The organism is Citrobacter sp. Cpo012 (assembly GCF_030333015.1).
Classification (GTDB): domain Bacteria; phylum Pseudomonadota; class Gammaproteobacteria; order Enterobacterales; family Enterobacteriaceae; genus Citrobacter; species Citrobacter portucalensis.
In genome coordinates, this window is the sequence record NZ_JAOWGR010000040.1 from 139,639 (window position 1) to 152,384 (window position 12,746).

Sequence of the window (12,746 nt, forward strand, 5' to 3'; positions counted from 1 at the left end):
ACAATTACGCCCGGGCAGCCCGGCTCACTTCATTAGCAACTCGCTCTGTAGCATCCGGAATGGAAGCGGCGCGCGCACGTTCTGCCATGGTTAATAAGGTTTCTCGCGACCACCCGGAAAGGGTGTTAGCGACGGCATCCACAGTAAACTGCGGCTGCTCAAGAATTTTGGCGGCGCCCGCTTTCTCCAGCGGCAGCGCGTTCCAGTACTGCTGTCGGTCTTTATGCTGAAAAGGCACAAACAGCGCAGGTAAACCCGCAGCGGCAATTTCGCTTACCGTCAGCGCGCCGGAGCGACAAACTACAACATCCGCCCACGCGTAGGCAGCTGCCATATCATCAATAAACTCAGTGACCTTGTGCTGCGGTTGTCCCGCGTCGGCATACGCCTGTTCAACGGTTTGCTGCGCGCCTTTGCCACTCTGGTGCCAGATAGTCACCGCGTCACCAAGCTTTGCGGCAACCTGCGGCATCGTCTGGTTCAATACGCGTGCGCCCTGAGACCCCCCGACGACCAGCACACGAACCGGGCCTTCACGCCCCGCCAGACGCGCTGCGGGTAACGGCAGCGCCAGCACGTCCGTGCGTACCGGGTTCCCGACCACTTCCGCATTCGGGAAAGCGCCTGGGAAAGCCTGCATCACCTTCGTTGCAATCTTCGCAAGCCACTTGTTAGTTAATCCCGCAATGCCGTTCTGCTCATGCAGTACAACCGGAATGCCTAATGACCAGGCAGCCAGACCGCCAGGGCCGGACACGTAGCCGCCCATCCCCAGCACCACATCAGGCTTAAACTGCTTCATGATGGCGCGCGCCTGACGCCAGGCATTAAAAATACGCACGGGGGCGGCAAGCAGCGCGTTGACACCTTTGCCACGCAAACCGGAGATGCGAATAAAGTCAATTTCAATGCCATGCTTCGGCACTAAGTCCGCTTCCATACGATCGGCGGTGCCCAGCCAACGAACCTGCCAGCCCTGGGCCATTAAATGGTGTGCGACCGCCAGCCCCGGGAACACATGCCCGCCGGTACCGCCTGCCATCACCATTAACCGCTTCGGTTGACCACTCATCGTGCACCTCGTGTAAACGCCTGGGCTTTTTCCAGACGCGTTTCATAATCAATACGTAACAAAAACATGATGGCCGTCGACATAATCAACAAACTGGAACCACCATAACTGATCAGCGGTAACGTCAGACCTTTTGTTGGCAGCATGCCTGCTGCCGCGCCGACGTTTACCAGGGCCTGGAAGCTAAACCAAATCCCGATGGAGCAGGCTAAAAAGCCTGAAAAACGGTGGTCAATTTCCAGCGCTTTGCGGCCAATCGACATCGCGCGAAAAGCGACGAAGAATACCATTAAAAGTGCCAATACCACACCGATATAACCCAGCTCTTCCCCAATGATGGCGAAGATGAAGTCGGTGTGCGCTTCCGGTAAATACTCCAGTTTTTGCACTGAATTACCTAACCCCTGACCCCAAACCTCACCGCGACCAAAAGCCATCAGCGATTGCGTTAACTGATAGCCGCTGCCAAACGGATCTTCCCATGGGTTCCAGAAGGAGGTTACGCGGCGAATACGATACGGTTCGGCAAGGATCAGCAGCACCACCGCCGAAATCCCCATGCCGATAATGGCAATGAACTGCCACAGTTTCGCGCCAGCGAGAAACAGCATCGCCAGCGTCGTGACAAACAGCACCACCACCGTACCAAGGTCAGGCTGCGCCAGCAGTAAGACTGCCAGCACCAGAATCACACCCATCGGTTTTAAGAAGCCGCGCAGGTTATTACGCACTTCATCGACTTTACGTACCAGGTAGTTGGCGAGATAACAGAACAGCGACAGCTTGGTAAATTCCGCAGGCTGAATACGCAATGGCCCCAGCGCGATCCAGCGCGATGCCCCGTTAACTGAGCTCCCCACCACCAGCACGATCAACAACATGATGATCGAGGCGATCAGCATCGTCGTACTGTACTTTTGCCAGAACTCCATCGGCAGACGCAGCGTCACCATCGCCAGACAGAACGCGAGGAAGATATACAGCGCGTCACGCTTAGCAAACAGGAAAGGATCGCCTGCCAGGCGTTGCCCTACGGGCATCGATGCCGATGTCACCATCACAAAACCGATCGCTGCCAGACCAAAAGTCAGCCACAGCAGCATGCGGTCATACATGATCAGGCTGTCCGCGTCTTTATCACGCGAAGCCATCACCCAGCCTTTAAGTGCCGCGAAGATCCACGCCAGGACACCCAGTCCCGGTACGCGCGGCATTTTCAGACGAGGGAGAGAGAATCGCATCAACCCAACTCCTTCGCTAAACGGGTAAAGACGTCACCGCGTTGCTCAAAGTTCTTGAACTGGTCAAGGCTGGCGCAGGCTGGCGACAGCAGCACCATATCGCCCGACTTCACACGCGGTGCGAGCAGACGCATTGCCTGCTCCATGGTTTCAGTGTGTTCCGCAACCTCAGGACGCAGAGCAGCAAGCTGCGCGCCATCGCGACCAAAGCAGTACAGACGAATGTTGTCGCCAGTCAGGTAGCGTTGCAGCGGCATAAAGTCGGCGGATTTCCCATCGCCGCCCAGCAGCAGGTGCAGCGTACCGTCAACGTGCAGACCATTCAGCGCCGCTTCGGTGCTGCCGACGTTGGTAGCTTTTGAATCGTTGATCCAACGCACACCGTTATGATTCAGTACCAACTGGAAACGATGCGCCAGACCGGTAAAGGTAGTCAGCGCTTTCAGGCTGGATGCCCGCGGCAGACCCGCAGCATCCGCCAGCGCCAGCGCCGCCAGGGCGTTGGTATAGTTATGCTGGCCGGTAAGCGTCATCTCTTTCACGTTCAGGACTTTTTCACCCTTCACCCGCAGCCAGGTTTCACCCTGCTGACGATTGAGATGATAGTCACCCATGTTGATGCCAAAGCTCACGCAGCGCTCATCCGCCCCGCGAATCGGCATGGTCAGCGCATCATCGGCATTAACCACGCACACTTTCGCATTCTCATAGACGCGCAGTTTGGCCGCACGGTACTGCTGCAAGCCAAACGGATACCTGTCCATATGATCTTCGGTGACGTTCAAAATGGTGGCGGCTACGGCCTGTAAGCTGGAGGTTGTCTCCAGCTGGAAGCTCGACAGCTCCAGTACATACAGCTCACGTTCGTCATCCAGCAGCATCAGCGCGGGCAGGCCGATATTTCCGCCAACACCCACGTTCACACCAGCCGCTTTCGCCATTTCTCCCACCAACGTGGTGACGGTGCTTTTCCCGTTGGAACCGGTGATCGCGACGATCGGCGACTGCGCTTCACGACAGAACAGCTCGATGTCACCGACAATTTCGATCCCTGCATCAGCAGCGGCGCTCAGAGAAGGATGCGCCAGGGCAATACCAGGGCTGGCGACGATGAGATCGGCGGCCAGCAGCCAATCATCATTCAAGCTGCCAACATGACGCTCAACCGCTTCCGGCAATTTATCCAGGCCAGGTGGCGTTGCGCGGGTATCCATCACACGCGGCGTCACGCCACGCGCCAGAAAGAAATCCACGCAGGACAGCCCGGTCAATCCCAGACCGATAATGACGACTTTTTTACCCTGGTAATCAGCCATGATTAACGTACCTTCAGCGTTGCCAGGCCAATCAGGACCAGCATCAGCGAAATAATCCAGAAGCGCACAATTACGCGCGGTTCCGGCCAGCCTTTCAGTTCATAGTGATGGTGAATCGGCGCCATACGGAAGATGCGCTGTCCGCGCAGCTTAAAGGAGCCAACCTGCAGAATGACCGACAGCGTTTCCACAACAAATACGCCGCCCATAATTACCAGCAGGAATTCCTGACGCAGCAGCACGGCAATAATGCCCAGCGCGCCGCCCAGCGCCAGAGAACCGACGTCGCCCATAAAGACCTGCGCCGGATAGGTGTTAAACCACAGGAAGCCTAACCCCGCACCGACAATCGCCGTACAGACGATCACCAGTTCGCCGGCATGGCGTAAATAGGGAATGTGCAGGTAGTTGGCAAAGTTCATGTTACCTGTAGCCCATGCCACCAGCGCAAAACCTGCGGCCACGAACACGGTCGGCATAATCGCCAGACCATCCAGGCCATCGGTGAGGTTTACCGCGTTGCCAGTGCCCACAATCACGAAGTACGCCAGCAGCACGTAGAACAGCCCCAATTGCGGCATGACATCTTTAAAGAACGGCACCACCAGCTCGGTAGCCGGGGTATCTTTACCGGCGAGGTACAGCGCAAAGGCTACACCCAGCGCAATCACCGACATCCAGAAGTACTTCCAGCGGGCAATCAGCCCCTTGGTATCTTTGCGCACCACTTTGCGGTAGTCATCGACAAAACCGATAATGCCGTAGCCAATCAATACCACCAGCACGCACCATACGTACGGGTTCGACGGATATGCCCACAACAGAACGGAGATAACAATCGCGGTGAGGATCATGATCCCGCCCATGGTTGGCGTACCGCGTTTACTGAAGTGCGATTCCGGGCCGTCGTTACGTACGACCTGTCCAAAGGACATTTTTTGCAAGCGGGCAATCATGCGCGGGCCCATCCACAAAGAGATGAACAGCGCGGTCAGCAGGCTGACGATGGCGCGAAACGTCAGATAGGAAAAGACGTTAAAGCCGGAATAATATTTGACCAAATGTTCGGCCAGCCAAACTAACATGTCCCATTCTCCTGTAATGCGCGTACTACCTCTTCCATGGCGGCACTACGTGAACCCTTCACTAAAATCGTCATGACCTGATGTTCTGCAATCAATGCTTTAAGATGCGCGGCCAGCGCGCTTTTATCCGCAAAATGTTCGCCAACGCCGCTGGCGTCGCTAATTGCCTGACTCAATTTTCCTGTACTCAGTACGCGGTCGATACCTGCTGCTTTCGCAGCAACACCAACCTGTACATGGCATGCTTCACTTTCTGCGCCAAGCTCTGCCATATCGCCAACGACCAGTACGCGATAGCCCGGCATTTCAGACAGCACCTGCACCGCTGCGGTCATCGAACCGACGTTCGCGTTATAGGAGTCGTCCAGCAGCAGCTGATTTTCTGCGAGTTGAATCGGGAACAGACGTCCCGGTACCGCTTGCAGATCCTTCAAACCCGCTTTGATCGCCTCGTGCGTCGCGCCTACCGCCATAGAAAGCGCCGCCGCCGCAAGGGCGTTAGCGATATTGTGGCGACCCGGCAACGGCAGCAGGACATCAATGCTTCCGGTCGGCGTTTGCAGAGAAAATTCTGTGCCATGCGAGGTCACATGAACGTTGGTAGCAGAAAAGTCGCTGTTGGCCGCATTCGGGGAGAAGCGCCAGACTTTGCGTTCGCCGATGATGCTTTGCCAGTTCAACCAGTCGTTGTTGTCGGCATTCATAATGGCGATACCATTCTCAGACAGGCCGGTAAAAATCTCACCTTTTGCCTTCGCAACGCCCGCCAGAGATCCGAAACCTTCCAGGTGCGCGGCGGCCAGATTGTTCACCAGCGCCGCTTCCGGACGCGTCAGGCCGACGGTCCAGGCGATTTCGCCCTGATGGTTGGCGCCGAGCTCAATCACGGCATAGTCGTAATCGTTATTTAAGCGCAGCAGCGTCATCGGTACGCCGATGTCGTTATTCAGATTGCCCGCTGTATATAGGGTGTTACCACACTGGCTCAGAATGGCAGCCGTCATCTCTTTGACGGACGTTTTACCGGATGAGCCGGTCAGCGCGACAACGCGCGCCGGAACCTGAGCGCGAACCCACGCCGCCAGTTCACCAAACGCCAAACGCGTATCTTTAACAATCAGCTGCGGCAGGTTGGTGTCCAACGGGCGGCTGACCAGCAGCGCACCCGCCCCGCTCTCTTGCGCTTTGTCTGCAAAATCATGGGCATCAAAGCGTTCGCCTTTCAGCGCCACAAACAGGCAGCCCGGCGTCACTTTACGCGTATCGGTTGTTACGGCATCAAGGGTCAGATCGGCCCCTTTCAGTTCGCCACGGAGGATCTCCGCCAGTTGGCTGAGCGTTACGCTAATCATGCGATAACCCCCAGCAGACGCGCTGCGGTCACGCGGTCAGAATAGTCGAGACGCTGCGAGCCGACGATCTGGTAATCTTCGTGACCTTTCCCGGCCACCAGCACCACGTCGTTTTCTTTCGCCTGCATAATGGCGTTTGTCACGGCTTCTGCGCGCCCTTCCATCACCTTCGCCTGTCCGGCATCCAGCATACCCGCCAGAATGTCGTTAATAATGGCGCGCGGCTCTTCGGTACGCGGGTTGTCATCAGTCACCACGACAACATCTGCAAACTGCTCAGCGATTGCGCCCATCAACGGACGTTTGCCTTTATCGCGATCGCCGCCGCAGCCAAAGACGCACCACAGTTTGCCAGTACAGTGCAGACGTGCCGCCTGCAGTGCTTTTTCCAGCGCATCTGGCGTATGGGCGTAATCAACCACCACGGTGGTTTTACCCGGCGCGCTGAACACTTCCATACGCCCGCAAACCGGCTGCAATTGTGTCGCCGTTTTCAGTAAATCAGCTAACGGATAGCCCAGTGCCAACAGCGTTGCCAGCGCCAGCAAAAGATTGCTGACGTTAAACGCCCCCATCAGGCGGCTTTCAATTTCGCCGTCGCCCCATGAGGAGGTAAAACGAATCGTTGCCCCGCTGTCGTGATACTTCACGTCAACCGCTTTTAACCAACGACCATGACAGTTCGGGTTGATGTGGTCTTCCATCGAAACGGCAACCGCATCCGGGAGTTTCGCCAGCCAGCGACGGCCGACCTCATCATCCGCATTGACGATGGCCTGGCCGCAATGGTGCGTGGAATACAGCAGCCATTTCGCGGCTTCGTAATGTTCCATGTCGCCGTGGTAGTCGAGATGGTCACGGCTTAAGTTAGTAAATACTGATGCGGCAAACTTCAGCGCCGCCACGCGATGCTGAACCAGGCCGTGTGAAGAGACTTCCATCGCGCCAACCGTTGCGCCCTGCGCAGCCAGCCCCGCCAGCACATGCTGGACATCAACGGCTGAACCGGTGGTATTTTCCGTCGGGATCACTTTGCCCAGCAGGCCATTACCTACTGTTCCCATTACCGCGCTGGTTTCGCCAAGCAGTTGGCTCCACTGGGCCAGCAATTGGGTGGTGGTGGTTTTACCGTTAGTCCCGGTTACGCCGACCAGACGCATTTTCTCAGAAGGCTCGTGGTAAAAACGGCCCGCCAGTGCAGATAAACGTTCGTTAAGCTGACTGAGATAGATGACCGGAACGCCATGCATTTCACGGATTTCACCATCAGTAGCTTCATCTTTTGCTTCTGCAATAATGGCAGCCACACCTTGCGCTATCGCCTGCGGGATATACCGACGCCCGTCCGCCTGATGACCCAATACTGCGACAAAGAGATCGCCTGATGCAGCCACACGGCTGTCAAGCGTCATCTCCCGCAGTGCTCGCTCCGGTGCACCCGGCACCCATGGAGCAAGAAGGTCGCGCAAATTACGATCTGCCACCTGTTGCCTCGCCTTGATTATTCACAAATTCATTTTTATCGCCCGTTGTCAGCGCATCCGGCTCGATGTTCATGGTGCGCAGTACGCCGCCCATGATGGCACCAAAGACCGGCGCGGAAACGGCGCCACCGTAGTATTTACCCGCCTGCGGATCGTTGATAACAACAACCAGCGCGAAGCGCGGCTGACTCGCAGGCGCAACGCCTGCGGTATAAGCAATGTATTTGTTGATGTAGCGGCCATCCGGCCCTACTTTTTTCGCTGTACCGGTTTTAATAGCGATGCGATAGCCTTTAATCGCCGCCTTCACGCCGCCGCCGCCCGGCAGCGCCACGCTTTCCATCATATGCACGACGGTACGCACGGTATCTTCCGGGAAGATACGCTCACCCGGAACAGGAGGGTCTACTTTGGTAATCGACAGTGGACGATAAACGCCGTAGCTGCCGATCGTTGCATAGACTCGCGCTAACTGTAACGGCGTTACCATTAGCCCGTAGCCGAAAGAGAAGGTGGCCCTCTCTATGTCAGACCACCGTTGTTTTTGAGGATATAAGCCACTGCGTTCTCCGACCAACCCCAAATTGGTCGCTTTTCCCAGCCCAAAACGTGAGTAAGTATCTACTAACGCTGAGGACGGCATCGCTAACGCCAGCTTGGAAACACCGACGTTACTCGACTTCTGCAAAACCCCGGTGAGGGTTAATTCGCTATAACGCGCCACGTCTTTGATTTCGTGACCATTAATTCGGTAAGGGATAGTGTTAAGGACGGTATTTTCGCGTACCACGCCACGCTGCAGCGCGGTCATCACCACCATCGGTTTAACGGTAGAACCCGGTTCAAACACGTCGGTGATGGTACGGTTACGCATCGCGTCTTTTGGCGTACCGGTGAGATTGTTCGGGTTGTAGGACGGACTGTTGGCCATGGCCAGCACTTCACCGGTGTTTACATCCACCAGTACCGCACTGCCTGACTCCGCCTTGTTGAACGCCACGGCGTTATTCAGTTCACGGTAGACCAGTGCCTGTAAACGCTCATCAATGCTCAACGCGAGGTTATGCGCCGCCTGGCTGTCGGTAGAGGAGATATCTTCAATGACGCGGCCATAACGGTCTTTACGTACAATACGTTCGCCCGGTTGTCCGGTGAGCCACTTGTCGAAGCTCTTCTCTACGCCTTCAATCCCCTGGCTGTCGACGTTAGTAAAGCCGATGAGGTGAGCAGTCACTTCTCCGGAAGGATAGTAACGGCGGGATTCTTCGCGTAGGTGGATACCTGGCAGCTTCAGTTTCTTGATGTAGTCGGCCATGTCAGGGTTTACCTGACGCGCCAGATAGATGAAGCGCCCTTTCGGGTTGGCGTTAATGCGGGAAGCCAGTTGATCGAGCGGGAGATTCAGCGCGGTTGACAGCGCTCTCCAGCGTTCGCCAACGCTCACGCCGCCTGCATCATGTACTTCTTTCGGGTCGGCCCATATCGCTTTAACCGGAACGCTCACCGCCAGCGGGCGACCAGAGCGGTCGGTAATCATTCCGCGTGATGTAGACACTTCCTGGACGCGTAGAGAGCGCATATCACCCTGACGCACCAGCATGTCCGGCGCGATGATTTGCAGCCAGGCAACGCGCCCCAGCAGAAAACCCAGTGCCAGCAAAATACAGCCGCACAGTAACGCAAAACGCCAACTGATAAAGTTGGCTTGTTCTTCCTGGCGTTTTGGTTTGTGCGTTTTTGCCGCTGCTTTCATGCGTCGCGTTTATCCTTATTTTTGTACTACGATATTTTCTTGTGAGGGATCGACATGCTGCATTTGCAGCTTTTCCGTTGCGATCCGTTCAACACGGCTATGGTCGCCGAGCGCGTTCTCCTCAAGGATCAAGTTGCGCCATTCGATATCCAGCGCATCTCGCTCCAGAACCAGCTGCTCACGCTGCGCAGTCAGTAACCGCGTATGGTGTGCTGTTGTCACGACGGTAACCGCCGTCAAAATAATGCAAATGAACAGGCAGAGTGGCAGCTTCCCAAACCGCAAAAGATCGTCACCGATCACGCCAGGCAAGGCATGGCGCTCGTTGCTTCCTATCGATCCTTTAACTTTGCTGAGGGCTTCTGTCACTCTGCTGATCATGCGTTCGTCCTCTCTGCAATACGCAGAACTGAACTACGGGCACGAGGATTCTCAGCTACCTCTTCTTCACCCGGCATCATCTTGCCTAGTGCTCTTAACTCACGGCCGCCCAGCTTTTTGATCTGCGCTTCGGTCATCGGTATTCCAGCCGGTACCTGAGGACCACGGCTTTGTTCACGCATAAAGCGTTTCACAATGCGGTCTTCAAGCGAATGGAAACTGATGATCGAAAGGCGACCACCTGGAGCCAGCACGCTGAGCGAGCTTTTTAGCGCCTGCTCTATCTCCTCCAGTTCACTGTTCACCCAAATGCGCACCGCCTGGAAGGTACGGGTCGCGGGATGTTTGAATTTGTCCTTCACCGGCATTGCCGCTGCAATAACTTCCGCCAGCTCTTTGGTGCGGGTCATCGGTTCGATGCGGTTGCGCTCCACGATGGCGCGCGCAATGCGTTTGCCGAAGCGCTCTTCGCCAAAGGTTTTAATCACCCAGGCAATGTCTGCTTCATCGGCGGTTTGCAGCCATTCGGCCGCTGACTGACCGCGTGTTGGGTCCATACGCATATCTAACGGACCGTCACGCATAAACGAGAAACCGCGCTCTGCATCATCGAGCTGCGGTGAAGAAACGCCGAGATCGAGAAGAATCCCGTCGATCTTACCGGTCAGTCCACGCTCGGCGACATAGTCAGCCAGCGCAGAGAAAGGTCCATGTACGATGGAGAAACGGGGATCGGTAATCGTTTTTGCAACAGCAATAGCCTGCGGATCGCGATCGATTGCCAGTAAACGTCCCTCTTCGCCAAGCTGGGAGAGGATCAGACGTGAGTGACCACCGCGACCAAATGTCCCGTCAATGTAGATGCCGTCTGGACGAATATTCAGGCCGTTTACGGCTTCATCCAGCAACACCGTTGTATGTTTATAATTTTCCGTCATTTTATAGAGACAAATCCTGCAATCGTTCCGACAACGCGCCAGTAACAGACTGCTCAGCGTCGATATCTTCCTTGACCTGTTGATACCAGGTCGTTTCATCCCACAGCTCAAACTTATTGAACTGCCCAACCAGCATCACTTCTTTCGTTAGCCCTGCGTGTTGCCGCAGAATGGGTGCTATCAGTAATCGACCAGCGTTATCCATCTGACATTCGCTGGCATGACCCAACAATAAGCGCTGTACGCGGCGCTCAACTGGATTCATGCTCGACAGACGCGATAGCTTCTGCTCGATTATTTCCCATTCAGGCAGGGGGTACAGCAGCAGGCACGGGTGATGGATGTCAATGGTGCAAACCATTTGACCGGTAGCGCTCTCAAGCAGTTGATCCCGATAACGGGTAGGCACGGATAAGCGCCCTTTACTGTCGAGATTAACTAACGTTGCTCCCCGGAACATGCCAGTCTCACCCCCAATTACCACTTTATCCCACAAATTCCCACTTAAAGGAGTTTACGGAGCGGAGGAAAACCTTGTCAAGCAAGTCGCGGCGCTTAGCGGAGCAAAAAACCCATTGTTTACGGCTAATATCAGCGTTGAACAAATTCCGTACAGCAAACGAAGCAAATTAACGTCATGAATATTTGTAAGAAAAAAATCCAACAACTCATCATTGTTTAAAACAACTGAATATCATCCAAAGAAAATATAAAGTGTCAGTTTGCGACGCGAGCGGCATTTTAGGACAATATGCAGCGAGTTAACAGTACCAGTTAATCGGTCTGTACGCCGCGCAGAGCCGAGGAAAGCACAAGATGGCCGCAATACGGGAGCAAAGTGTTTGTTAATTCGGCAAATCCATACATGCATGTAACAAAATAATACAAGCGTAACGCGTCGTTACGTATCAATAACCCAAAAATGGATAGTTGCATTTTTAATTCGGGGTATTTCAAGAATGAATTTCAGATAATTCTAAAGAATATTCTTAAATATAATGCGGTTATTTCTGAGAATAGAAAAATTGAAGACGTCAGAGGCTTATCCCGCCGACGTCATCAATTGAGGAAACTTAGTTACGGCTGAGAATACCGCGACGGTAGAGATTACGCCGTATACGCGTTAAACCTGGTTTTGGTTTACGCGGTTCGTCCAGACTTGCCAGTACAATCTCCAGCACGCGTTCTGCGACATCGCGATGGCGCTGTGCCACTGCCAGTACCGGGCACTGCAGGAAGTCGAGCAGTTCGTGATCGCCAAAAGTCGCAATCGCTAAATCAGACGGCAGCTGCCCGTCACGACGCAGGGTCACATCCATCACGCCCTGCAACAGGGCAAACGACGTGGTAAACAACGCCTGAGGCATTGGGTGCGTTTCCAGCCATTTATCAAACAGCTGCGCAGCCGCTTCCCGCTCATAGCTGTTGGCGTACAGGAAATGGACTTCACGCGGATCGTCCTTCCACGCGGTACGAAAACCCTGCTCGCGCAGGAAACTGACGGATAATTCAGGAAGCGCGCCCAGATAGAGGACGGTTTCAGCAGGGAATTTGCGTAACTCCTCTGCCAGCATTTCGGCATCATCCTGATCCGCACCCACAACGCTGGTAAAATGTTCGCGGTCCAGTGCACGGTCCAGCGCCACAATCGGGAATGAACTGTTTGCCCAGCGTTGGTAGAACGGATGCTCAGGCGGCAATGAAGTCGACACAATAATGGCATCGACCTGGCGCTGTAAAAGATGCTCAATACAGCGCATTTCGTTATCCGGCTGATCTTCAGAGCAGGCAATCAACAGCTGATACCCTCGCTGACGCGCCTGGCGTTCCAGATAGTTTGCGATCCGGGTATAGCTTGTGTTCTCAAGATCCGGGATCACCAGCCCGATAGAACGTGTGCGTCCAGCACGCAGCCCGGCCGCCACGGCATTCGGGTGGTAATTATGCTCACGCACCACCGCCATGACTTTTTCAACCGTTTTGTCGCTTACGCGATATTGCTTTGCTTTGCCATTAATAACGTAGCTTGCAGTCGTTCGCGAAACGCCGGCCAACCGAGCGATTTCATCCAGTTTCACAATTGCCCCTTGCGTAAAATGTACAAACCATAACCTTTGTGATGGC

General features: G+C 54.9%; 11 protein-coding genes. All 11 read right to left on the reverse strand.

What is annotated here, in order from left to right; genetic code table 11:
- Nucleotides 1-4: 4 nt before the first annotated feature.
- Nucleotides 5-1,072 carry an undecaprenyldiphospho-muramoylpentapeptide beta-N-acetylglucosaminyltransferase gene (murG, locus tag OGX90_RS15175; protein WP_153753733.1) on the reverse strand — a complete coding sequence of 356 codons (1,068 nt, stop codon included), beginning with the start codon at nt 1,070-1,072 and terminating at the stop codon, nt 5-7.
- Nucleotides 1,069-2,313, reverse strand: a complete 1,245-nt coding sequence (gene ftsW, locus OGX90_RS15180; RefSeq protein WP_003829529.1) for a cell division protein FtsW — start codon at nt 2,311-2,313, stop codon at nt 1,069-1,071. Before ftsW ends, murG begins: the two co-directional genes overlap by 4 nt.
- Complete coding sequence (gene murD / locus OGX90_RS15185) at nt 2,313-3,629, reverse strand: UDP-N-acetylmuramoyl-L-alanine--D-glutamate ligase (RefSeq protein ID WP_286624200.1); 1,317 nt, start codon at nt 3,627-3,629, stop codon at nt 2,313-2,315. The genes ftsW and murD overlap by 1 nt, the downstream gene beginning before the upstream one ends.
- Before the next feature lie 2 nt (nt 3,630-3,631).
- Nucleotides 3,632-4,714: a phospho-N-acetylmuramoyl-pentapeptide-transferase gene (gene mraY, locus OGX90_RS15190; protein ID WP_003018774.1), complete on the reverse strand. Its 1,083-nt coding sequence runs from the start codon at nt 4,712-4,714 to the stop codon at nt 3,632-3,634.
- Complete coding sequence (murF, locus tag OGX90_RS15195; protein ID WP_032942363.1) at nt 4,708-6,066, reverse strand: UDP-N-acetylmuramoyl-tripeptide--D-alanyl-D-alanine ligase; 1,359 nt, start codon at nt 6,064-6,066, stop codon at nt 4,708-4,710. Before murF ends, mraY begins: the two co-directional genes overlap by 7 nt.
- Nucleotides 6,063-7,550 carry a UDP-N-acetylmuramoyl-L-alanyl-D-glutamate--2,6-diaminopimelate ligase gene (gene murE / locus OGX90_RS15200; RefSeq protein WP_008786196.1) on the reverse strand — a complete coding sequence of 496 codons (1,488 nt, stop codon included), beginning with the start codon at nt 7,548-7,550 and terminating at the stop codon, nt 6,063-6,065. The genes murF and murE overlap by 4 nt, the downstream gene beginning before the upstream one ends.
- Nucleotides 7,537-9,303, reverse strand: a complete 1,767-nt coding sequence (ftsI, locus tag OGX90_RS15205) for a peptidoglycan glycosyltransferase FtsI (protein WP_003829538.1) — start codon at nt 9,301-9,303, stop codon at nt 7,537-7,539. The genes murE and ftsI overlap by 14 nt, the downstream gene beginning before the upstream one ends.
- Nucleotides 9,304-9,318: 15 nt before the next feature.
- Entirely contained in the window at nt 9,319-9,684 is a 366-nt protein-coding gene (ftsL, locus tag OGX90_RS15210; protein ID WP_000625651.1) for a cell division protein FtsL, read from the reverse strand.
- Nucleotides 9,681-10,622, reverse strand: a complete 942-nt coding sequence (rsmH, locus tag OGX90_RS15215; RefSeq protein WP_003018789.1) for a 16S rRNA (cytosine(1402)-N(4))-methyltransferase RsmH — start codon at nt 10,620-10,622, stop codon at nt 9,681-9,683. The genes ftsL and rsmH overlap by 4 nt, the downstream gene beginning before the upstream one ends.
- 1 nt (nt 10,623) lies before the next feature.
- Entirely contained in the window at nt 10,624-11,082 is a 459-nt protein-coding gene (mraZ, locus tag OGX90_RS15220) for a division/cell wall cluster transcriptional repressor MraZ (RefSeq protein ID WP_003018792.1), read from the reverse strand.
- A gap of 613 nt (nt 11,083-11,695) precedes the next feature.
- Nucleotides 11,696-12,700, reverse strand: coding sequence for a catabolite repressor/activator (gene cra / locus OGX90_RS15225; protein ID WP_003018794.1), 1,005 nt, complete (start codon nt 12,698-12,700; stop codon nt 11,696-11,698).
- Between the last annotated feature and the right edge of the window lie 46 nt (nt 12,701-12,746).

Excerpts from the sequence above, each read along its gene's own strand:
- murG (WP_153753733.1), bottom strand. The coding sequence starts at position 1,072 with ATGAGTGGTCAACCGAAGCGGTTAATGGTGATGGCAGGCGGTACCGGC.
- ftsW (WP_003829529.1), bottom strand. The coding sequence starts at position 2,313 with ATGCGATTCTCTCTCCCTCGTCTGAAAATGCCGCGCGTACCGGGACTG.
- murD (WP_286624200.1), bottom strand. The coding sequence starts at position 3,629 with ATGGCTGATTACCAGGGTAAAAAAGTCGTCATTATCGGTCTGGGATTG.
- mraY (WP_003018774.1), bottom strand. The coding sequence starts at position 4,714 with ATGTTAGTTTGGCTGGCCGAACATTTGGTCAAATATTATTCCGGCTTT.
- murF (WP_032942363.1), bottom strand. The coding sequence starts at position 6,066 with ATGATTAGCGTAACGCTCAGCCAACTGGCGGAGATCCTCCGTGGCGAA.
- ftsI (WP_003829538.1), bottom strand. The coding sequence starts at position 9,303 with ATGAAAGCAGCGGCAAAAACGCACAAACCAAAACGCCAGGAAGAACAA.
- ftsL (WP_000625651.1), bottom strand. The coding sequence starts at position 9,684 with ATGATCAGCAGAGTGACAGAAGCCCTCAGCAAAGTTAAAGGATCGATA.
- rsmH (WP_003018789.1), bottom strand. The coding sequence starts at position 10,622 with ATGACGGAAAATTATAAACATACAACGGTGTTGCTGGATGAAGCCGTA.
- mraZ (WP_003018792.1), bottom strand. The coding sequence starts at position 11,082 with ATGTTCCGGGGAGCAACGTTAGTTAATCTCGACAGTAAAGGGCGCTTA.